We start from the raw sequence: 23452 nt of genomic DNA, 5'->3' as shown, positions 1-23452 counted from the left end.
CTTCTGCGCTGAAATGTTAAACCGCATTACTATTGACTTGAATGGACATGCCGATTTGATTGGCAAGCTCTGCAAATCCTGGGAAGCTGGTATTGACGGTCTCAACGCCTTCAATGGTAATCTGCTCGGAGGCACGTAGGCTCGCAACCGCAAAACTCATGGCAATGCGGTGATCATGATGCGAGGTGATATGTCCGCCGCCAAAGACAGGTTGGCTATTATTTACCTCATTGATGTCAGCATGACTACCTTTACCTTCAATGATTATACCATCTTCGGTCACGGTACAATCAACACCAAGGGTTTGCAGTCCTTCTGCCATCACTGCAATACGATCAGACTCTTTCACACGTAATTCTTTTGCGCCCGTTAGCACCGTACGGCCTTGCGCGCAGCTGGCCGCAATAAATAATGCGGGGAATTCATCAATTGCTAAAGGTACTAAATATTCAGGTATCTTGATACCGACCAAGTTTGAACTACGAATAGTGATATCAGCCACAGGCTCACCGCCGACATGGGTTTCATTACTTAGGCTAATATCAGCATTCATCAATTTAAGAATATCAAGAATGCCAGTACGCGTTGGATTGATACCAACTTGCGTAAGGGTCAGCTTACTATCTTGACTGATAGCAGCAGCGACCATAAAAAACGCAGCAGATGAGATATCAGCAGGCACAGCGATATCGCCACCTGTGAGCGTACCGCCGCCTTCAACACTGATGCGATTGCCATCGACCGTTACAGGATAACCAAAGGCTGAGAGCATACGCTCGGTATGGTCACGGCTGACTTCTGGTTGAATGACGGTTGTGGTACCTTGTGCCCAAAGCCCCGCTAATAATAAGCAAGATTTGATCTGCGCAGAAGCAACCGGCATCTCATAGTCAATACCTTGAAGCGGCTTACCGACAGTGTCACGACCCGTAATGCTAAGCGGCGCGGTACCATTATGCCCCGTGCTTTGGATGACGGCACCCATCTCACGTAGCGGTGCTGCCACGCGCTCCATCGGACGTTTAGTAAGACTGCTATCGCCAGTCAACACACTATCAAATGACTGCGCTGCTAATATACCTGCAAGCAGGCGCATACTGGTGCCCGAGTTGCCCATATAGAGTGGTGTTGTGCTTGGCTTAAGACCATTCATACCAACACCATGGATGGTTAATTTACCATTATCAGGCCCTTCAATATTCACGCCCATATCACGGAACGCTTGCAAGGTAGCAAGCGCATCTTCTCCTTCCAAAAATCCTGTGACATTGGTCACCCCTGTCGCAAGGCTACCAAGCATAATGCTGCGATGCGAGATAGATTTATCACCAGGAATGGCAATAGTACCGACAACGGTGTTACTAGGAGAAATAAGGTAAGAAGCTGACATGGCAGAGGTATCCGTATAAGGGGTGCTGGCTAACATATGGCCAAAATGTCGCCGTGCGGCTTGCGCGCGGCCCAAAAGCCCCATGAGGGCGGTCGAATCTTTATCAATGATAAGCTGGCGCATATTCTGTAGATAAACGCCATACTCGTCAAGAGCGCTTATAATCGCGCTTTGGTTGGCAAAAAATATATCGTGCCACATTTTAGGGTCACTGGCAGCGATGCGGCTAAAGTCGCGAAAACCGCCCGCGGCATAGCGAAACATATCTAAGTTATCATCGTGGCTTGCCAGCTGCTCGACCAGATTAAATGCCAGCAAGTGCGGCAGATGACTGGTATGCGCCAAGATAGCATCATGACGATCAGCGGCCATCGGCATGACGGTTGCGCCCACCGCTTCCCATAGCTGCCGCAGCTTAGCAATGGCGTTGTCATTGGTCGTTGGCAACTCACAAATTATCACGCTGTGATTGATAAACAAATTGGCGCGTCTGGCATGATACCCTGAATTTTCAGCCCCAGCAATCGGGTGCGCGGGTACAAAACCAGTGGGTAGCGAGGTAAAGACAGTTTTTGCCGCCTCAATGATATTAACCTTGGTACTACAAACGTCAGTGATGAGGCAATCAGAGGCAAGCTGACCATTATCCATCGCGTTTTTGATATCGACAAACACCGCTTCGACCGCTTGTACAGGGACAGCAATGACAATAAGGTCACTGCCCGCTACTACGTCACTTAATATGCCACTACCAGCATCTAGCAAACCGTGCTGAATGGCTTCATCTAGGCTTGGCGTATGTCTATCAACCGCTACCAAACGCGCACTTAAACCATGGTCTTTGATGGCTTGGGCAAGGCTGGCACCAATCAATCCGAGACCGATAACACACACTTGCTGAAATAACGGCAGCTGAGTATGAAGAGGTTGCATATGATTGTTTTGATGGCTTATGGGTTGATTGCTTATGTTTTGATTACTCAGGTTGTTTTGCTGGCAACTCACGGCGTTTCTCTTTCAACAAACGAATATCAGTATGCATAACGCAAGCTAACATTGGCGTCATAAAATTAAATTATTTATTAAAAAACAGAGGGTTAATTCTTATCAGTCATCAGTCAAAACAGAGCGCAAAGTATCGATCAGGCGCATATTATCTTCTGCAACCCCTACCGTGATACGCAGCCAATTTGGCAAACCATAACCGTCTAATGGACGCACGATAACGCCCTGCTCGAGCAATGCTTGATGAATAGAAGCCGCAGTGATGTCTTCCATCTCAACTTCTATTTCAACCATGACAGAGTTGGCATGCGACTTGATAAATCCTAGCCCCAAGGCATCAAACTGCTTTTCTAGCCAGCGCATTTGCTCCTGATTGTTGAGCCGTGTTTTTTCGATAAACTCTTGATCGGCAAGCGCGGCAGCAGCGGCAGCTAAAGCAACCCTACTAACGTTAAATGGTTGACGGATGCGATTGAGTAAATCCGCGACGGCTACTGAGCTTAGTGCGTAACCAACTCGCAAGCCTGCAAGCCCATAGGCTTTGGAAAAGGTACGAACAATCACCACGTTATCAAAGTCATCTAATAGCGCCCGATTATTACTCTCAGGGCTATATTCGATATAAGCTTCATCTAACACGACCAACACCGAGCTTGGCACACTAGTAACAAACTCACGTAGCTCGTGCTGCGTAAGCTGGGTGCCAGTTGGATTGTTTGGATTGGCAATAAACACCATTTTGGTATTTGGGTTGTCATTTACTGCCTGACTCATCGCTTTTAAATCATGACCAAAGCGATGGGCAGGTACTTCTATGCCTGTTGCCCCTTGCATTTTAGTCAGCATCGGATAAACGATAAAAGCATACTGACTATAAACGATGGCATCGTTGCTGCTCACAAAACTACGCGCCAAGATATCAAGCAAATCATCTGAGCCATTGCCTAAAGTAATCTGGTCGACACCAACATCGTTAAAGTCAGCAAGCGCTTGTTTGAGATAATAACCATTGCCATCAGGATAACGTGCCAGCTGACCCAATTGCTCAGTAATCGCGAGCGTGACGTGCGGCGAGCAGCCTAGCGGATTTTCATTACTGGCAAGTTTGACCACATCTGAGACGCCATACTCGCGCGTCAACTCTTCAACTGGCTTTCCTGTCTGATACGGTATCAGCTCTAACATACTGTCATAGGCAGGCACAAGCGGTGATAAATTTGACTCTGTCGATTGAAATGACTGCATGATTTATCCTTGGATGTGATAAGGCATTTACTGTTGATGAATCCCTGTTAGAACCATTCTATTAAGCCAACTTTATAGCACGGCTTTTGGGTAAGAACCAAGGATACGCAAATCTTTGACCAATGGGCGGATATCCGCAATTGCCGCACTCACATTTGCGTCTTCAATGTGGCCATCCATATCGATAAAGAACACGTAAGCCCACTTATTTGGACGTTCAGGACGGGTTTCGATACTGGTCATCGACACGCCATGATAAGACAAGGGCTTTAAGATTTCGATTAATGCGCCTGCTTTATCATGCGCTGACACCATGATTGAAGTTTTATCTTGACCAGATGGCGCAATCGCTTCGTGACCAATGATTAGGAAACGCGTGGTATTGCTCGGATTGTCTTCGATGTTCGAGTACAGCTTGTGTAAATCGTACTCTGCCGCCGCCACATCACCGGCAATTGCTGCTGAATGCCATTCGTTTTTTAATCGGCGTGCAGCCTCACCATTGCTCGATACCGCCACGCGCTCGACATTGGGATAATTGACATCAAGCCAGTGACGGCACTGCGCCAATGACTGCTGATGCGAGTAAATACGGCTTAAGCCATCAAGTTTGGTATGTTCAGCAACCAAGAAGTTTTGATGAATGGGTAGCTCAACTTCGCCGATTATTTTTAAAGTAGAAGATAAAAAGCCATCTAAGGTATGATTCACTACGCCCTCTGACGAGTTTTCAACTGGCACCACGCCATACATTGCCGTGCCCGCTTCGACTTCGCGAAAAACGTCAGTAATAGTATTTAGCGGCACAGTATCAGCAGCTTTACCGAAATGCTTGAGTGCGGCAGCATGAGTAAAGGTACCGACAGGGCCCAAAAACGCAATGCGCTGCGGAGCTTCTAAATCCAAGCAAACTGACATGATTTCACGGAACAAACGCGCCATTTTTTCATCGGCGATAGGTCCGGTGTTACGTTCCATCACGGCCTTTAACACTTGCGCTTCACGCTCAGGACGATAAAAAATAGGATTGGTTTTTTCGGCGTCAGGGCTATTCGCTACGTGGTCTTTTTTCACCATCGCCACTTGCTGAGCCAGTTTGGCACGGTTGTTAATCAGCGTCTGAATTTCGCAGTCAACCGCATCGATACTTTGGCGCAATGTGTTTAAAAACTCTTTATCAGTTGCAGCCCCATCGACGCTTGCAGGGGTTTGGTTTAGATTGTCTACATATTGCTTTGGTGACTGCTCACTCATTACCGCCCATCCTTTTCTAATATTATTACTGAAATTGTTACTGAATTTTATAACTGTCAAAAGTGACTATTTTTTCGGTCTATTCGTTCTGTTCGATAAATTGTTTTAATAATAAATGCTTAACTATTTCTCATGTTTCGCGCAAGCCGAACAACTGATCGGCTCTACTATAGCAAAAACTATCGTCAGTGCCCATTCGTAAATGCGCGTAAAAACGCGTAAATGCGCAATTTGCCATAAATCTTAGCACAGTTATACGGTATAGCAGGCATGCCTTGTAAAACTATCGGGCTACAAGCGCTCAAATCTATGATACAGTTTAAAGATAGCTATTAAATTCACCATACCAAACAATACTGCCATGATGAATCGCTTTATAAAGACAAACATCATGGACAACCCACTTAAATAAGAACATCACAACGTTAATTGACATACCAAGGATATCTGATGAGCGCACTACAACAGCTTCGCACCATGACCACTATTGTCGCTGATACGGGCGACCTTGCCGCCATTGCGCGCCTTAAACCCATCGATGCTACTACCAATCCTAGCCTGATTACCAAAGCCCTCATTCATCCGGATAATGAAGCGCTGATGTCAGAAACCATGAGTCGCCACCGCGGCGACGTTGATGCGGTGATTGATGAATTAACCGTGCAAATCGGCTGTAATATTCTGGCATTGATTGAAGGTCGCGTCTCAACCGAAGTCGATGCGCGCCTGTCTTATGACACCCAAGCAACCATTGATAAAGCCTTAAGCTTTATGGAGGCGTATCAAAAAGCAGGTATCGACTCAGAGCGCGTCTTGATTAAAATGGCCGCAACCTGGCAAGGGATTGAAGCGGCACGTTATCTTGAAACGCAGGGCATTCACTGTAATTTGACGTTATTATTCGGTCAGCATCAAGCGATTGCTTGTGCTGATGCTGGCGTGACCCTGATCTCCCCTTTTGTTGGCCGTATTTTAGACTGGCAAAAACGCCAGCAAAACCGCCAAAACGTCCCAGTCTCAGATGACATGGGCGTGCAATCGGTCAAGCTTATTTACCAATACTACAAGCAGCATGGCTATGAAACCCAAGTAATGGGGGCAAGTTTTCGCTCGACTGAGCAAATATTGGCACTGGCAGGCTGTGATCTATTGACCATCGCGCCCAATCTCATTGACGAGCTGGCCGCAATGGATGTTGAGGTGACGCGTCAGCTATCACCAAGTATGTCTATGGAGTTGGCGGACATGGCTAAAGTCAGCTTAACGCATGACGAGTTTAGTGCCGCTTATCAGCAAGATATCGTCACGCAAGACTTATTACCCAAGGGCATCGATGGCTTTATCGGTGCACGTGATGAGCTTGCGCAAATGCTAGCGGCGATGCGTAATTAAATACCTTGGTTATTATTCGTTTTAGGCTAGTGAAGCGTTCGCCGCTTATAATGATCACATTTGAAAAAGATGAACCCACCAAGTGCGACTGGGATAAATTTTTCGTAGCCTATGTGATAACAGCAAGCAAGAAGAATTTATATCAGTCGCGCATCGCTAGTAGCGTAGCGATTTTATGTTGAACTGGCTGTATCAGAGTGCTGACATTGCCTCGGCATGAACCCCTTGTCATAAAAGAAATTTGCCTGCCTATATTAAGTTGGCTATGATAAGCGACTTTATATAACAAAAAGCAAGGCTCGATTATGAAACGGCTAGCAGTGATATTAGCAGGTAGTACGCTTGCGATGAGTGGCTATGCGGCAAACTGGTTAGAGGTATCAAAAAGTCAGACTGGCTCTGTTTTTAGCGTAGATTTAGATTCTATCGAACGCTCAGACATTCATATTATTGATGAAAAAGAAGTCGAAAATATTACCGTCTCTATTCGTAGAACCTACCCTGCACCAAAAGTTACGGCGAAAGACAGTAAAGAAAAAGACGCAAAGGGAAAAGATGACAAAGACAAAGTAGCAAATAAAGCAGTGAAAGAAACTAGCATTCATCACAGCGATCAGCAATGGCTCATCGCTTGCAAGGACTCAAGTTACTATCGGCGCGCGTACGTAAATTATGCCGCTGACGATAAAGTATTAAAATCTTGGCAGTCAGATAAGCCAATACTGACAACCAAAGACTTTAAAATTACTAAGCCAAAAACCATTAGTCGCCTACTTGTCGAACAAGCTTGTAAAAGTTATCAGCAAGACAAGTAAAATAAGTTAAGACGAACAAATAAATGCCATTAAAAAAGCGCGCTGAACTCACTCAGCGCGCTTTTTTATGCTAACAAGTCAATTTCCTAAGCCTTTAAAACCGTATAAACAGGTACGGGAAATTCGCCGTGCAAATCCACAAGGTCTAGCAATACCAGTGCGCCGACGACCGTATGCTCGGCAGACTTGCAGAGCTCATAAGCGGTCATCAGCGTGCCGCCGGTCGCCAAGATATCATCAACCAACAATACCCGCTCCGGCGGCAAATTATTTTGCATCTCAAGCGTGTCTTGACCGTACTCCAAAGCATAAGCTTTATTGGCAACGGGCGGTGGCAATTTACCGGGTTTACGCAGCAAAATCATCCCTTTACCCAAGCGCCCTGCCAGCAAACTGGCAAAGACAAACCCACGCGCTTCCACTGCCCCTAAGCAGTCTATGTCGTCAAGCAAGCCCGTCGGCAATGCCGCTAGCATCTCATCAATCACCGCATTAATGTGACTGCGTAGTAACGGAGTAATATCATAAAAATCAATGCCAACTTTTGGGAAGTCTGGTACGGTGCGAATGATTTGCCAAAATGGATGATCGGTATTGAGCGTATTAGATGAATCGGTTGTGGTATTGGTCTTAGCTGATGTAACGGCGGCATTCGCGCTCATAATAACCCTTAGCTTATAGAACTTAAATAATGGTATGGCAGTGGTAAATGACGTATCAGTCGGTAAAAATAGCGGCGAGCATTATAGCATAATCGGCTTTATGTGGGCGGCAAGAATGGCAAGCACCGCACGGCTAAAACCATAAAAGTGACGCTCCATAACTTGATAAAAGCTGGTGAATCTCAATATACAAGTGTAAACTTAACTATAAAAATGGCCGCTATATGCTAAACTACGGACGTTTTTACGCGCGAAATGTTGACTAGAAAGGTTAACAAATGCTTAAAAACGCCTATTAACACCTATTAACGTGGTTAGTAGAAACGCTGGTAATAGAAACACCAGTAAACGTAATACTGGGAATAATCGATAGGACTATTTATGAAACGTTATGAATGTATTGTCTGTGGCTGGATATATGACGAAGAGCTCGGCTGTCCTGAAGAAGGTATCGCGCCTGGTACCAAATGGGAAGATATCCCTGATGATTGGACATGCCCAGAATGCGGCGTTGGTAAGCTTGATTTTGAGATGCTCGAATTTTAAGCCAACGACCATCTAAATAGGATACTTCATGACAGAATCAAACCCCATCAATACTGCGCCTACAACCTCAGAAGCGCCTGAAACTTCAGAAGAAACGGGCAACGCTTCCGTGCTTGATAACGAAACGCTCAATGACGAAATGCTTAATGATGCCGCGCCTAGCTCTAGCTCTCCGCAGCTTGACGCGCCAACGATCACTTACCCTACGCCTGAGTGGCAAAAATTTGGCGAGCATGCTTGGTATCCGTCTGACTTGAGCGAACATCTTTATCAGGCAATGATAGATATCGGTGATGGCATCGAGCTTTGCGTTGAAGCTGGTGGTAATCCTAAGAATCCACCATTACTGATGGTGATGGGGCTTGGCTCACAAATGGTGTTTTGGCCAGATAATTTTATTAAGCGCTTTATTGATGCCGGTTTTTTTGTGATTCGTTTTGACAATCGTGATATCGGTTTGTCCTCTAAAGTACAAATCGATGGCTTGCCGCGTATTAGTCAATTAAAAATGATGATGCGTCTGCAAACTGGGCTATCTAATAAGGGCGCGCCGGTTGCTTATAATTTAACCGACATGGCAGAAGATACGGCGCGTTTAATCAAAGCTTTGAAGCTTGGTAAAACGCATCTGCTTGGCGCTTCTATGGGCGGGATGATTGCGCAAATCGTTGCTGCGCGCTATCCAAGTTTGGTACAGCGCATGGCCTTGATGTTTACCACCACCAATCGTGCTTTTTTAAAACCGCCGAAACCCAAGCAGTTATATACCCTCATCAACCGCCCAGAGAGTCATTCTGAGCGTGATATCGTGCGGCATAGCGTCTGGTTTATGAAAACCGTTGGCACACCAGGGCACGTCAATGTGCGCATGGTACGCGACATCGCCAAGATACGTTATCAGCGCAATTTTCATCCGCTTGGTACCGTACAGCAGCTCAATGCCATCTTAGCTTCAGGCTCGATTAGCAAATACAGTAAGCAAGTTAAAGCGCCAACCATCGTGCTGCATGGTAGCGCCGATGGATTACTACCTCCCTCACAAGGACGGGTGGTTGCAAAGACCATCCCTAATGCAAGCTTTCATTTAATCGAAGGCATGGCGCATGATATTCCTGAATATTATCAGCCGTATATGGTCGATTTGATTAGCAATCACTTGTTAGAAAAATAAGTGTTTAAATAATTGCTTAAGCGTATTATTGCCCATCATTAAGCAATAAAAAGAGTGGCAGAACGATAAACAATCATCGCTCTGCCACTCTTTTTTTACGGCAAATTTAAACCTATAGCCTGTTCGGATTCAAATCGCTACGTTGCTATTGATGTATGATTGGTATAAATTTTAATCACAAGCAACACTGCTACCTTGTTTATCAATACACATCTTGTCGCCATTTTTTAAATTACCAATCCATGCTTTGCCCTCTGTAAATACAAATGCAGGTTGGTTTTTATAATTATCGCCCGCATTCACGTCGCCATTTTCAAATTGAAAAGGAATCACTAGCTCGCCGCCTAGATTGACAAAGCCCCACTCATTATCGATGCGCACGCCTGCCAGCCCTTCTGAGAATGGCCGTACCTCATCGAATGAATAGGTAATCATAGACACATTATTGTCGTCAACAAAGCCCCATCTGCCATCTTGTTGTCGCGGCTGCAAGGTAGTAAAACCATGCGATGGCGCTAATTTCTGCGCATCTTTGGCGTCAGTGTTAACATCGTCAGCATCATTATCAGACGCTTTTTTCGCTGTTCGACTAGCAGCCCTGCTATTTGGATCAGATGTGGGTTTGCCATTTTTATCCAGCCAGCTTATGGCGTCATTTTTGCGCACACGCGTCCTGCCGCCGCGGTAATCATCAATATCACTAATGCCTGCGGCAAAGGGTACGATTGTCTTGTTAGCCATATCGATAACGCCATAATGACCGTTTTGTTTGACCACAATGCGACCTTCAGAGACGGGGCGTGCCCAATTTTGTCCTTCTTTGAGCATGTCGTACATCGCAGGGATTACCTCGCGACCTTGCATGTTGACATAACCGACTCGCCCATTGCGCAGTACCGGTAGCAGACCGCCCGATAGCTTATCGGCATCTACTCTTTGATAGCGTAATAAATCAACCACGATTTTACCTTGTTTATCAATCAAAGCAACTGGGTCGCCAAAGTCTTTTATCGCTAAAAAATAGCCGCTACTAGATGTACAGGAGACATTTTTATAATAGCTTTTGGGTATTTTACAACTGACTGCTTGGGCGCTTGGCATCAAAAGCAAACCAACCGTTAAAACGCCTACCGCAAAACTGCCGCGCGACCGTTGTGGCGATAATATCAATGCTAAGGCTCTCTGTTGTTTTAATAAAAAACATCGCTGCATAAACAAACCTAGGCTAAAAAGTAATAAAAGCTATCTGCTATTTTAAAATGTCTCTCGTTTAAGAATGTCGCTCTTTTAAAACAGTACGGACTTCAAAAGCGAATAGACGATAGAGTAACAAATGGCGGCGTTTGCGCCAATGGCATTCCTGTAAGAAGGTGGCTGGTTTATTTGGCTATCGTACGCCATAGGTCATTATAAAATAAATGCTGCCAAACCATTCCATTTTAAGCGCAAAACACTGACAATAAGCTTTGGTTTAGTGAATTCTTAGCGAACAAAGTTAAAAAATATTGAAAAGTATCATAGTAATAAAATAAGGATATTGCATGGCTATTGCCGCTTCACGCTCCGCCGCTACTGGCTTGGTCATTGGTTGTGTTATTTTTGGTTTGGGTAGTCTGATTGTTGCTCATGTCGATATTGGTGGCTGGGCGATGTCGTTTTGGCGTCTGGCTATTTCAGGTGTGGTGTTTGCGCTACTGGCTAAAGTCACGGGGCAACGACTACCGCGCTCAAAACGCGCTATCTTTTATGGTTTATTATCGGGTGCGTTTTTAGGACTCGACTTGGCGCTGTGGCACGAAAGTATTTACGCGGTTGGCCCGGGCATTTCAACCTTACTCAACAGCTTGCAGATTTTCTTTTTAGCCGCCATTGGTTTTTTATACTTTAATGAGCGGCAATCTATCTTGCAGCTGATCAGTTTGTTTTTAGCCATGTTAGGCGTGGCGATGATAGGCAGCCCTGAGTTTGCGCAAAATACTGCCGCGACTTGGGGTTTTGTCACGGGCATCGTCTCAGGCGCTATGCTTGCCGCCTCGATGACCTTTATCCGAAAGACGCATGATACCGAGACAACGCCGATATTTGTACTGATGCAACTGGTGAGCATCGGCGGCGTACTGGCGATGATTATCCCGATGCTGGTGTTTGATATGGGTAATATTTTGCCCAATACGTGGTCTGAGATTGGTTGGATATTGATTTACGGTACGGTAATGCAGTGCCTGGCGTGGGGGCTTATCGCCTACTCTATCCCTAAGCTGTCTTTGGCGTTGACAGGATTATTACTATTAACCGAGCCCATTGCCGCCTTAGTCATTGACTATAGCTGGCTTGATAAACCGATTAATACCCTGCAATGGAGCGGCGCGCTTTTGACCATGTTTGCCATTTATTTGGGCTCACTAAAACCCAAACCGCGCGCGCTACGCCGTTATCGTTTTTTTGCTAGATTTTACAAACGAAATTATAAATAAATCGGTAATGAGTAAAAGTCATAATAAGCAAAAGCCACAATCATCATTGTGGCTTTTTTTATGGTTAACAAAGCAATCTTTTTGACGGTTAATCTTTTTGTCTATTAAATAAGGCATTAAGCACAATTGCCGCCAAAGTAGCCGTACCAATCCCGCCTAAATCAAAGCCGCCCAAATGCAGGCTAAAGTTACCCGTACCCATGATAACTGTGACCGCGGCAATGATTAAATTGCTGTTTTTACTAAAGTCGATGTGACTGTCTATCCAAATCTTTGCCCCGGCAATCGCAATCAAACCGAATACAACAATGGAGGCACCGCCTAATAAAGCAGATGGTATCGTCTGAATAATGGCACCAAACTTTGGTGATAATCCTAGCAAAATAGCAACAAGACCTGCTATCACAAAAATCGTCGTGCTATAGACTTTGGTCACGGCCATGACACCGATATTTTCTGCATAAGTGGTCACCCCTGTACCACCAAATCCTGCTGAAAACGTCGTTGCCAAGCCATCAGCAAAAAATGCTCGTCCCATATAAGGCGTCACGCGAGATTTTGTCATGCCTTCCACCGCTTTAAAATGTCCTAAGTTTTCGGCAATTAAAATAAAGGCGACAGGCGCAATTAGAATAATTGCGCTCATCTCAAAATGCGGCGTATGAATACTTGGCAGACCAAACCATGAAGCGGCTGATACATTACTAAAATCAATCGGAACGCCATAACCTAATACGTTAGTCATGACAAAATAAGCGATATAAGACAAAATTAACCCGACAAGCAATAGCAAACGGCGTAGCATACCGCGGGTAAACACGGCGACCCCGCTGATAAGCAATACCGTTAATGTGGCCATCCATGCGTCAAATTGGTTGGCAGATACCCCTTGAATGGTCACTGGCGCTAAATTAAGGCCAATAATCATCACAATCGCACCCGTAACGATGGGCGGCATCAAGCGCTCAATCCAGCCTGTGCCCGTCTTCATCACCAACAAACCCACCAAAGCATAAATGATGCCGCACGCCATGATACCGCCCAAAGCGACATTCAAATTGTCATTAAACCCGGCGCCCGCATAGGCAGTAACGGCAATCACAGGTCCGATAAAGGCAAAACTTGAGCCCAAATAACTGGGCATACGGCCGCCCGTAATGATAAAAAACATCACCGTACAAATACCGGACATCAAAATAGCCAAATTGGGATCGAAGCCCATCAATAATGGCGCAAGTACGGTCGACCCAAACATAGCAAAAGTATGCTGCACCCCTAATAAGACACTCTTGGCAGGCGGCACGTATTCATTAATACCCACCGGATCACGATCCAAATTGCCGCTGTACGGACGCCAGGTTGGGAACCAACGACCATTATCAAAGTCTGGATTGGGCGGATAACTCACCGCGGCGGCATCAATGCCAGCCGCTTCTAATGCATTATGAGCAGCTGGAGTATTGGCTTCTGGGTTTGGAGAGTGAGATTTTGAAGAGTGAGGTTCAGGTGTTGTCATGCGCTGTCCTATTTGAGCTAAGAGAATACTAGCTGGCTAAAAAACGGTGAGAAATACCACTATGCATTGAGTCAAAACGATAACAGCAAAAATTCATTTTCTTACAGTAAATATAAACCGCTAAATAAATTACATTAAAAATGATGCTCGACTATTTGCGCCATAATCCACACTATCGTGATGGCTGGCTTACAGGATGTTACACAGGTATTGGTTGCGAGCATGATAACGGAGTTTTCTAATAAATAAAAGTTATTATTCAGCCGCCATCTGTACGCCTATACTGAGAGACATTTATAGATAATGTCTAAGGCTCTTTTAGGATTCTTTTAAGATTCTGTATTTAAGCGGCAACTCCGTTTATTTACATAAGCATGTAAGCGCGCATTTAAGTAGTGATTGCGCGGCAGTTATTAAGGCTTATTTAGGACAATTATCTATTATATTTTTTAACACTAGTACTAAAGCCTATCTATCACAGAGGCTGATGCACTAACAATTTCTTGGTAATTGATTATGATTAGTGTTTTCGACTTATTTAAAATTGGTATTGGACCGTCAAGCTCCCATACTGTTGGACCTATGGTGGCGGCCAACTTATTTTTGACGTCACTGCTTAAGCAAACCGCATTAACGTCGATTAAAAGTATTGAAATAGAGCTTTACGGCTCTTTGGCGGCCACGGGTAAAGGGCACGCAACCGATACTGCAGTATATTTAGGCCTGCTTGGACATACGCCAAGCACCATTGATACGCGCTTAACTGACGAATATCTTGCGCCCATTTTTGCTGATAAACAGCTTAATTTATCTGGCGAACACGTTATCGAGTTTGACACCGAGCGCGATATGTATTGGTACGACGATACAGTACTGCCTTATCATCCGAATGCCTTAACCATCCGCGCGATACTGACCGATGGTAGTAAATACCAGCAAACCTACTATTCAGTCGGCGGCGGCTTTGTTATTAATGAAGACGACGCCAACAACCCCGATGAGGATCATGCCAGCCCAACCATCGACATCGTGCCCTACCCGTTTAATAATGCGGCAGAATTGCTCGAGCAGTGCCGTAAGCATGGGTTAAGTATCAGTGAGTTGGTTCTTGCTAATGAATGTCATTACCGCGATAAATCAGACGTCTTTAGCTACTTAGATACGATTTGGGAAGTGATGCAAGACTGTGTCATTCAAGGCTGCAAAAACAGTGGTATCTTACCGGGCGGGCTTGATGTCAAACGCCGCGCCCAAGACCTACATGTTCAACTACGCGCTGAAAAAGACACCGCTATTACCAAAACCGACAAATTGGCAGCGATGGACTGGGTCGATTTGTATGCGCTTGCCGTTAACGAAGAAAATGCCAATGGTGGTAAAGTTGTCACGGCGCCAACCAATGGTGCCGCGGGCATTATTCCTGCCGTTTTGCATTATTATCGAGATTTTTTGCCCAACTATAACCAAGACGGTGTCCGTAATTTTTTATTAAATGCCACTGCTATCGGTAGCTTAATTAAACAAAACGCTTCTATCTCTGGAGCGGAAGTTGGCTGCCAAGGTGAAGTGGGTTCCGCCTGTGCCATGGCGGGTTCAGCATTGACCGAGATAATGGGCGGCTCGCCGGCTCAGTGTTTAAATGCTGCCGAGATTGGCATTGAGCATAATTTGGGTCTGACGTGTGACCCGATTGGCGGCTTGGTACAAGTGCCTTGTATTGAGCGCAATGCAATGGGCGCGGTGAAAGCCATTAACGCCGCGCGGCTTGCATGCCGCGGCAATGGTCAGCACTTTGTTTCACTCGATAAAGCAATTGAAACCATGAAACAAACGGGCGCTGATATGTCTGATAAATACAAAGAGACCGCGCGCGGCGGGCTTGCCATTTATGCTGACAATCGCATTCCCACTGCTACCCGCGGCGTTAGTGTCAATTATAGTCAGTGTTAAGATAAAGCACGATTAAGGTAAAGCACACTTGTCATTTTTTAACACGAAAAAAAGCCTCTAGTGATTAGAGGCTTTTCTATAAAAAATGCTCGTTGAACGCTGTTCGTAGCGGCTAACAAATTCTAAAATTATTCCGGAGTTTTTGAAATTACTTCGTTTAGAATCCAAACAGGTTTAACCACTTTTGTTGCTTCATTCATCACCGCTTCTTGACGCACATCTAGAACATAACGATAATTTGGCTCATAAGTGAAGCCTTGAATATTACCATTTAAAGGTGTGTAGTTTTTCTGATAAGTTTGACGGTACTGAAGGCACTCTGATTCAACCATGTTGCCACTAGCGGTTGGCAGCTCACACACTGCTTTAAGAGGGGCTATTTCTATTTCGAAACTTGGAATATTAACCACTTTCACATTCATAGGTTCACCTTCAACGACCATGGTGCGCTCGTCGTTCATACCCATCGTAGAACAACCTGATAGAACGAAAGTGGTCATCAATGCAGCAATTGCTAATTTTTTCATTATTTAATCCTCAGTTTATTAATATTAGTCATTACCTTTTAAACTCATTTTAATCAATTATCACTATTCAAAAGGTAGCAAGCCGTTATGAAGATACTGTTAACTTAAAGCCAATTATAAAATCGAAAAAAATAAAAAAACGATATAAATAAAATCGCTAAAATATAACTAGTATCGTCTATTGTTTACTGCAATCAGTATAGAGCGCGCGGCTGCCTAGCCTCTATAACTGCTTTGTAAAGTAACGTCAGCTTTTGCAAATGATGTTAATAAACGGTTTTTATTGGATGGTATAAAATAAACTGCTTTGAGGAGGAAGAAGCGCTCAAAACTATCTATGACAATGATAGTTTGGGCGTTTTTATAAAATGATAAACAATTTTTAGCTGCGATAATCTGCATTTATCTTGACGTAATCGTAAGACAAATCGCAGGTATAAACGGTATCGTGCGCATCGCCGCGCGCTAAATCGATATGAATGGTAATCTCAGGACGGCTCATAACCTCTTTGCCCGCCGCTTCCGTATAACTCGGCGCCACGCCGCCATTTTGACAAATCATCACCTCATCTAAATAGACATCGACTTGCTCGGTATCAAGGTCGTCGATACCCGCGTAACCGACCGCGGCTAAGATACGCCCCCAGTTGGCATCACTGGCAAAAAACGCGGTTTTGACTAACGGCGAATGTGCAACTGCATACGCCACGTCGCAGCATTCTTGCGTGGTTTTGCCGCCTGTGACGTTGACTGTCATAAATTTGGTAGCGCCTTCTCCGTCTCGCACAATCAATTGCGCCAAACGTAAAAATACCGCTGTCAAAGCCTCAAATATCGGCTGATAATGCGGATGCTCTGGGCTATCAATGACCTCTGAATTTGCCGTTCCGGTGGCAATCAGTACGCAGCAATCGTTGGTTGAGGTGTCGCCATCGACGGTAATGCGGTTAAAAGATTGCTCATTAATGTTACTCAGCATTTCTTGCAATAAATCAGCAGCGATATTGGCATCCGTCGCCACATAGCCAAGCATGGTCGCCATATTAGGACGTATCATGCCCGAGCCTTTTGACATACCGGTAATGTGATAACTGCTAGCGTCAACATCGACCTTTTCACTGGCAAGCTTTGGAATCGTATCAGTCGTACGAATACCATTTGCGGCTGCTAGCCAATTATCAGCGGCCAAGTTGGCTAACGCATTGTCTAAGCCTGCAATGATGGCGTCACTGTTTAATGGTTCGCCTATCACGCCCGTCGAAAATGGCAACACCGCACTGGTATCCACGCCAGTTTTGGCAGCTAAAGCGGCACAAATATCAAGCGCGCGGCGTTTACCATCAGCGCCGGTACCGGCATTGGCATTGCCGGTGTTGGTGATTAAATAACGCGGACTGGCTTTGGCAAAATGTTCCCGTAACACACGCACAGGGGCGGCGCAAAAGGTATTTTTGGTGGTCACAACGGCAGTCGTTGCGCTATCGGCAATTTCTATCACCACCAAATCATCGCGGTCTTTATAACGCACGCCTGCAGCGGTAGCGCTTAGTTTAATGCCTTTAATAGGATAAATCGTCTTGGGTATTGCAACGTTGCCGACAGCCATCATTCAATCCTTATTCATCAATGCTGATGTATTATTTATTGGTTATTCATTTTTAGTTGTGAAAAACTGGTACTAAAAACCTCATGTTAAAAGTCTACGGTTCAAGCAAACTATTATACTTTTTTTAAATCAAACGCGGCCCAAATTGGCGCATGGTCAGACGGTTTTTCCATGCCGCGCAGCTCATAGCTAATGCCTGCATCGACACAATGATCTATCAAATCTGCGGTGCATAAGATGTGATCGATACGTAGCCCGCGTTTAGGATCATCATTAAAGCCGCGACTGCGATAATCAAACCAGCTATATAATTCGGTGCTGTCAGGATAATGCAGACGATAAGTATCGGTAAGCTCTCGCGCCATCAAATTACTATACCATTCACGCTCTTCAGGCAAAAACGAGGTTTTGCCATTTTTAAGCCAGCGCTTCGCATTGGCCTCACCAATCCCGATATCGACATCTTCCGGCGCGATATTCATATCACCCATGATTACCAGCGAGCGCCCTTCTGCTCTTAACGTATCGATATACGCTATCAAATCCGCATAATACGCCCGCTTCATAGGAAATTTGATTGGGTGGTCTTGGCTCTCTCCTTGCGGAAAATAGCCGTTAAGCACATCCACTTCCCGTCCATCAAACACATAGCGCGCATGGATAAAGCGCTTTTGTGCCTCTTCATCTTCATCCGGAAAACCTTTTTGTACAAAAATAGGCGCAACTTTGGACAATAAAGCAACACCGTAGTGGGCTTTTTGCCCAAAATACTCGACGCGATAGCCCAAACTTTCTATGTTTTCGAGGGGAAACTGCTCATCATGCACCTTGGTTTCTTGCAAACCTATCACATCAGGGTCGATTACCTCTCGCACCGCCTCCAACTGGTGTTGACGAGCGCGGATACCATTGATATTAAAGCTGACAAAACGGGTCATAAATTATCCTATACTAATGAATGAAAACAAAGTGCTGCGATAAAAAGTGCTGCTATAAACGAGTACTATGATTAAAAGGGGCTACTAGCAAAAAAGTCGTGCTATAAAAATACAAAAATCGGCGATTTATAAAGGCTAATGATAACAGACATCGACAAGGCTATCTGTTGCGCGCCCTTATTTCTTACGATAGAGTAGCACTTATGAGTGATAATCTACGCATTATCACTTTCTATTTTTTATCATTCTATATGTTAGAGCATGTCATCAATTCAATCGATGGACATCTAAATGAGGACACGCCTAACTTTTAAACGCTATTAATAAAGCAAACCTATTGAGCAACATTATGACAATTACGACAACCACCATGGAAAAAACGACAACAACCATGAATAAAAATACGGATACCAAAACGAGTAACGCAGCCGCGCCGCTATTTGCCACCGACTATAACGTCTATATTAATCATACTGACGCAGGTGGCATCGTCTACCATGCCAATCATTTGGTCTTCTTTGAAAACTGCCGCCGTGACTGGTTTACCAAACTTGGTTTAAATGGCTATTTTTTACGAACCGATGACGGCGAGATTCAGCATTTTGTCGTCAGTCAAGCAGACCTGCAATATAAAAAAGCCATACTGTTAGATGAAGTGATCAACGTACGTATCGATAAGGTTGAGCTAAAACCTGCCAGCATTGTATTTTACCAAAGTATCCATCGTAGCACGCCAAATTCAGATAATAATGATAACACTAAGACAAGCCTTGCTTCTTTAAACAGTACTTTATTAAGCAGCGCTAAAATCGTCATCGCTTGCGTGCAAAACCAAATAGAGCCTACCCCTGCTGAGGCGTCGGCTAATCACAATGCACCCATGGCGCCCATGCGTCCTATCCGCGTACCGCAAAAATTACGTGACACCATCCAAGAAGCAATCACACAACACACTGATGAATAAAAGATTGATCGACTATCACCCGACTACCGCCTGACTTTCACTCAACTAAGGCGTGTCCTTATTTTAAAAATGGTGCTAAGACCATAAGAAGACTTTTATGCTCGCATTTGAAGATATTTGGCTGCATAGCCTACATAGCAAGCACGCTACGCTAGCAAATCCTGATCGTGAAAGTCTTTTATATCGAATCTCTCCTCGGTTTGCGACGTACCGCAGATGGCGCGCAAAAATACAGAGACCCTCAGCGGCCGATGATACTTTAACCATTAGTAAACGCGCCTTGATAAGTGGTGTCAGTGGTGAATTACAGGCTGGGCAAGTCACGGTTTTGACCGGTGCCTCTGGTAGCGGCAAGTCTGTCTTATTACGTGCCCTAGCAGGGCTATCGCCCATGACTACTGGCGATATTTGGCTACAAAGCGATGAGCAAAGTAGTCGCACTCGCTCTAGCATTCATCAGGTGACACCCGCGCACTGGCGCTCGCAGGTCGCCCTGCTCGCTCAGCAGCCGCAATTATTAGAAGGCAGCGTCCTTGATAACTTGCAATTGCCTTACCGCTTGGCCGCCCATCAGCACAAGCATTTTAATATCGATTGGCATATCGAGCAGCTTGAGTATTTAGAGCGCCCAGCTGATTTCTTACAACAAAACGCTTATACGCTGTCGGGCGGCGAAAGACAATTGGTCAATACGCTGCGTCTATTACAATTAAACCCTCAAGTCCTATTATTGGATGAACCGACCGCAGCCTTAGACACTGATAGCTCAGCAAAACTCGTACACTTGCTGGTCAGCTGGCTACGAGCTGAGCCAAAGCGGACAGTACTGTGGGTGACTCATGACACCCACGATATTATGCCATTAGCGGATAAGCATTGGCAGATGCAAGCAGGCGCCTTAACCACAGTAGCTTAACTGCGCCTTTTTAACTTATCTATTTTTTAACTTATCTATTTATTAGTAGTCAATTAAAGCGGTTTAAGTTCATATTTGCATACCAGTTACGTGTTCAATACTTACTTTTTTTCTAATAACTACTTGGGATGAGTACAAAAAATATGCAAATCATACTCACTTATGGTGATATTGCGCTTGCCAGTAGTTTGATTGCTATTGTGCTAATCGTCTCATGGTACTTAGGTTTAAAACTGACTAAGACGCTTTTGATTGCGGCTATTCGTACCGTCATACAGCTAAGTTTTATCGTCTTATCTTGGCATGGATATTTGCACGCGAACAATGGTACGAAGTCCTTGTTATTTTAACCATCATGACCTTGATTGCCGGTAGCGCGGCCAAAAATCGCGTCAAACGCACCTATAAAGGTTTATTGGTTGATACGCTAATCGCTGTCGGTACCTCAGCGGTACTGGTTACTGCCATTGCCATCAGCCTTATTTTACGAGTGCAGCCTTGGTATACGCCGCAATTTATCATTCCTATACTCGGTTTGATACTTGGTAATTCTTTAACCGCCATCTCATTGACCAGCAACCAGCTGATTGAAAATTTCCATGCGCAGCAAGGACAAATCGAGATGATGTTGAGCCTATCTGCCAGACCATTTGAAGCTGTCCATGAACAGATACGTGCTGCCATCATCAATGGCATGACACCCACGCTTAACTCTATGCTGGTGGTCGGCATTGTCAGCTTACCCGGAATGATGACGGGGCAAATACTTGCTGGCGCTGACCCCACCCAAGCGGTACGCTACCAGATTGTTACTATGTTTCTCATCTGCGTAAGCAGCACCCTTGGCTGCACGATAAGCGCCTTACTCATCTACCGCCGTTTTTTCAATGACAAACAGCAGTTCATCCTACCCTAACGTTATTGCGCCTCTTTTTTTCTTATAGATAAATTTATTTAGCAGCATTTTATATGTACTGGGCAGTACGCGCATGCTAATATTGCCTTTACTTAGATTCATGCTAATGTATTGCTTAAATGTATCAATATATCGTCGATACATTATCTTTTAGTTGCAAATCTTTTAGTTGCAAAAAAATTTAGTAGTCCGTCAATAGATAAGGATGTTGTCAAACTCAGCGGCAATTGTTTTACGTCAGCGCTGATTTTTTTATTGACACGGATATGGCTGCTTAACGATAGAAACTTAATTGAAATTCCAGGACGCTGACTATGACGTTGAATAAACCTTGGCTTGCCCAATATCCTAAGAGTGTGCCGAAAACTATCGATCCAGATAGGTATGGCAGCATCGTGGAGCTGTATGAAGAATGCTTTGATCGCTTTCGTCTGCATCCGATGAGTATTTGTATGGGCGTAACCCATACCTACGATGACATTGATAAAGCTTCTCTTGCCGTCGCCGCTTGGCTGCAAGCGCAAGGACTGCCTCAAGGCAGCGTGGTTGCGCTCATGATGCCAAACGTGCCGCAATATTTGCCAACGATGATTGGTATTTTGCGGGCAGGTTACGTCTGCACGCCAGTCAATCCTCTCTATACTGGGCGCGAGCTCCGTCATCAGCTAAATGACTCGGGCGCCAAAGTTATCTTCGTGGTTGAGAATTTTGCCCAAGCGCTTGAACAAGTCATTGATGAAACAGATATTAAACGTATTGTTTTGTCAAAAATGGGCGATATGATGGGTTTAAAAGGTATTTTAGTAAATACCATTATCCGTCAAGTCAAACGCTTGGTACCAAAATACAAGCTTAATGACCCAAAGCACGAAGTCACGAAGTTTCCCGATGTGCTAAAAAAAGGCAAAACTCTACCCTTCCAAAAGCCAAAAATGTCCTTGGATCAAAAGGCGTTTTTACAATACACGGGTGGTACAACCGGGCTGTCTAAAGGCGCGATTTTATCTCAGCGTAATATCGTCGCAGGAGCGATGCAGTCAGAAGCTTGGACGCGCCCTATTACCTCAGAGATTAACGAGGTGTATATCAATATGGTCATGGCCCTACCGCTGTATCATATTTTTGCCTTTATGCTAAGCTCACTCGGTATGCGCTCAGGCTATACCTTTATCTTGATTCCTAATCCAAGAGATATTCCAACATTTATCAAAACGCTATCGAAGCAGCCGTTCCACATTTTCCCAGCGGTGAATACTTTATTTAAAGCTCTACTTGATGACCCAAACTTTAAAGATCTTGATTTTAGCTCACTGCGTATCTCACAAGCCGGTGGAATGGCAGCAACCGAACAAACGGCAGCTCGCTGGCTTGAAACCACTGGTTGCGCGATGATTGAAGGTTGGGGCATGACAGAAGGCGTGGCAGTTGGTACTGCTAACGTCATTACCGACCGTAAGTTTAACGGTACGATTGGCGTTCCTGTCCCTAGCGTTGATGTTATTATCATTGACGATGAAGGCAATCGCTTAGGGGCCAATGAAGCGGGCGAATTGTGCGTTAAAGGTCCTAATGTCACCTCAGGTTATCTGAACAGAGACAGTAGTGATGACTTTACTGAAGATGGTTATTTTCGCACAGGCGATATCGTCAGTATGGATGAAAAAGGCTACTTTAGACTATTAGACCGTAAAAAAGACATGATTTTGGTCTCAGGCTTTAATGTCTTCCCGAACGAGATAGAATCCGTCATGCTTGATTGCGAGGGCATTCTTGATTGTGCTGTGATTGGTATTCCTGATGAACGTCAAGGTGAAGCGGTTAAAATTTATGTCATTCCTGCCGACAACAATGTCACCAAAAACTCGATCAAAGAATTTGCTCTCGATAATTTAACCGGCTATAAATGTCCGCGTCATATCGAGTTTGTCACTGAGCTACCAAAAAGCAATGTGGGCAAAGTACTGCGCCAAAAACTGCGTGAAAAACATATCGCAGACAATCCACAGCTATGATTAGCCTACAGCTATAGCCAACGTAAATACCTATCCGCAAAAGGCGCTCTGCATAGGCAGTAGAGCGCCTTTTTTTAAAGGCTTATAATTTCATCTTGGTAAATGTCACCTTTTAGCGACAGCGTTATTATTTATAACCCCAGTTCGGGATAA

General features: G+C 44.7%; 18 protein-coding genes and 1 pseudogene. 10 read left to right on the top strand and 9 right to left on the bottom strand.

Annotation, left to right across the window (positions count from 1 at the left end):
* Window positions 1-16 precede the first annotated feature (16 nt).
* From B4240_RS10555 to pheA, 3 genes are all read right to left on the bottom strand, one after another.
* Window positions 17-2323 carry a bifunctional prephenate dehydrogenase/3-phosphoshikimate 1-carboxyvinyltransferase gene (locus tag B4240_RS10555; RefSeq protein ID WP_296239041.1) on the bottom strand — a complete coding sequence of 769 codons (2307 nt, stop codon included), beginning with the start codon at window positions 2321-2323 and terminating at the stop codon, window positions 17-19.
* A gap of 174 nt (window positions 2324-2497) precedes the next feature.
* Window positions 2498-3640, bottom strand: a complete 1143-nt coding sequence (hisC, locus tag B4240_RS10550) for a histidinol-phosphate transaminase (RefSeq protein ID WP_296239037.1) — start codon at window positions 3638-3640, stop codon at window positions 2498-2500.
* Between the two features lie 72 nt (window positions 3641-3712).
* Complete coding sequence (pheA, locus tag B4240_RS10545) at window positions 3713-4894, bottom strand: prephenate dehydratase (protein WP_296239035.1); 1182 nt, start codon at window positions 4892-4894, stop codon at window positions 3713-3715.
* Between the two features lie 450 nt (window positions 4895-5344).
* Here pheA and B4240_RS10540 point away from each other — a divergent pair, with 450 nt between their 5' ends.
* Both B4240_RS10540 and B4240_RS10535 read left to right on the top strand, forming a co-directional pair.
* Window positions 5345-6286 carry a transaldolase gene (locus B4240_RS10540; RefSeq protein WP_296239033.1) on the top strand — a complete coding sequence of 314 codons (942 nt, stop codon included), beginning with the start codon at window positions 5345-5347 and terminating at the stop codon, window positions 6284-6286.
* Between the two features lie 305 nt (window positions 6287-6591).
* Window positions 6592-7101, top strand: coding sequence for a hypothetical protein (locus B4240_RS10535; protein ID WP_296239032.1), 510 nt, complete (start codon window positions 6592-6594; stop codon window positions 7099-7101).
* A gap of 86 nt (window positions 7102-7187) precedes the next feature.
* Here the strand turns inward: B4240_RS10535 and B4240_RS10530 are convergent, their stop codons facing one another.
* The gene (locus tag B4240_RS10530; RefSeq protein ID WP_296239030.1) at window positions 7188-7763 is read right to left on the bottom strand and encodes an adenine phosphoribosyltransferase; all 576 of its coding nucleotides are present in this window, start codon (window positions 7761-7763) and stop codon (window positions 7188-7190) included.
* A 381-nt stretch (window positions 7764-8144) separates the two neighbouring features.
* Here B4240_RS10530 and B4240_RS10525 point away from each other — a divergent pair, with 381 nt between their 5' ends.
* Both B4240_RS10525 and B4240_RS10520 read left to right on the top strand, forming a co-directional pair.
* The gene (locus B4240_RS10525) at window positions 8145-8309 is read left to right on the top strand and encodes a rubredoxin (RefSeq protein WP_068406924.1); all 165 of its coding nucleotides are present in this window, start codon (window positions 8145-8147) and stop codon (window positions 8307-8309) included.
* Window positions 8310-8448: 139 nt separating this feature from the next.
* On the top strand, window positions 8449-9480 hold the full coding sequence (locus B4240_RS10520; protein ID WP_296239040.1) for an alpha/beta fold hydrolase: 1032 nt from the start codon (window positions 8449-8451) through the stop codon (window positions 9478-9480).
* Between the two features lie 171 nt (window positions 9481-9651).
* Here the strand turns inward: B4240_RS10520 and B4240_RS10515 are convergent, their stop codons facing one another.
* Entirely contained in the window at window positions 9652-10692 is a 1041-nt protein-coding gene (locus B4240_RS10515) for a WG repeat-containing protein (protein WP_296239028.1), read from the bottom strand.
* A 329-nt stretch (window positions 10693-11021) separates the two neighbouring features.
* Here B4240_RS10515 and B4240_RS10510 point away from each other — a divergent pair, with 329 nt between their 5' ends.
* Window positions 11022-11954, top strand: a complete 933-nt coding sequence (locus B4240_RS10510; RefSeq protein WP_296239026.1) for a DMT family transporter — start codon at window positions 11022-11024, stop codon at window positions 11952-11954.
* An 88-nt stretch (window positions 11955-12042) separates the two neighbouring features.
* On the opposite strand, the gene B4240_RS10505 is transcribed toward B4240_RS10510, so the two are convergent.
* The gene (locus B4240_RS10505; protein WP_296239024.1) at window positions 12043-13470 is read right to left on the bottom strand and encodes a solute carrier family 23 protein; all 1428 of its coding nucleotides are present in this window, start codon (window positions 13468-13470) and stop codon (window positions 12043-12045) included.
* Window positions 13471-13986: 516 nt separating this feature from the next.
* Between B4240_RS10505 and B4240_RS10500 the strand changes: the two genes are divergently transcribed.
* Window positions 13987-15420, top strand: a complete 1434-nt coding sequence (locus tag B4240_RS10500; RefSeq protein ID WP_296239022.1) for an L-serine ammonia-lyase — start codon at window positions 13987-13989, stop codon at window positions 15418-15420.
* A 128-nt stretch (window positions 15421-15548) separates the two neighbouring features.
* On the opposite strand, the gene B4240_RS10495 is transcribed toward B4240_RS10500, so the two are convergent.
* The 3 genes from B4240_RS10495 to xthA form a co-directional block, all read right to left on the bottom strand.
* Window positions 15549-15947: a DUF4377 domain-containing protein gene (locus B4240_RS10495; protein WP_296239020.1), complete on the bottom strand. Its 399-nt coding sequence runs from the start codon at window positions 15945-15947 to the stop codon at window positions 15549-15551.
* 382 nt (window positions 15948-16329) lie between these two features.
* On the bottom strand, window positions 16330-17553 hold the full coding sequence (gene argJ, locus B4240_RS10490) for a bifunctional glutamate N-acetyltransferase/amino-acid acetyltransferase ArgJ (RefSeq protein ID WP_296239038.1): 1224 nt from the start codon (window positions 17551-17553) through the stop codon (window positions 16330-16332).
* 113 nt (window positions 17554-17666) lie between these two features.
* The gene (gene xthA, locus B4240_RS10485) at window positions 17667-18491 is read right to left on the bottom strand and encodes an exodeoxyribonuclease III (protein ID WP_296239018.1); all 825 of its coding nucleotides are present in this window, start codon (window positions 18489-18491) and stop codon (window positions 17667-17669) included.
* A gap of 349 nt (window positions 18492-18840) precedes the next feature.
* On the opposite strand from xthA, the gene B4240_RS10480 reads away from it, so the two are divergent.
* The 4 genes and pseudogenes from B4240_RS10480 (at window position 18841) to B4240_RS10465 (ending at window position 23299) form a co-directional block, all read left to right on the top strand.
* Window positions 18841-19455 (top strand): hotdog domain-containing protein, encoded by a 615-nt coding sequence (locus B4240_RS10480; RefSeq protein WP_296239016.1) that lies wholly within the window; start codon window positions 18841-18843, stop codon window positions 19453-19455.
* Window positions 19456-19552: 97 nt separating this feature from the next.
* Window positions 19553-20371: an ABC transporter ATP-binding protein gene (locus B4240_RS10475; RefSeq protein ID WP_296239014.1), complete on the top strand. Its 819-nt coding sequence runs from the start codon at window positions 19553-19555 to the stop codon at window positions 20369-20371.
* A gap of 128 nt (window positions 20372-20499) precedes the next feature.
* A pseudogene (locus B4240_RS10470) lies at window positions 20500-21287 on the top strand (ABC transporter permease).
* Window positions 21288-21601: 314 nt separating this feature from the next.
* Window positions 21602-23299, top strand: a complete 1698-nt coding sequence (locus B4240_RS10465; RefSeq protein ID WP_296239012.1) for an AMP-binding protein — start codon at window positions 21602-21604, stop codon at window positions 23297-23299.
* Window positions 23300-23452: the final 153 nt, after the last annotated feature.

The organism is Psychrobacter sp. UBA5136, from assembly GCF_002414005.1.
GTDB lineage: Bacteria > Pseudomonadota > Gammaproteobacteria > Pseudomonadales > Moraxellaceae > Psychrobacter.
The sequence above is the reverse complement of the archived record's forward strand: the minus strand, read 5'-3'. Positions and strand labels throughout refer to the sequence as shown.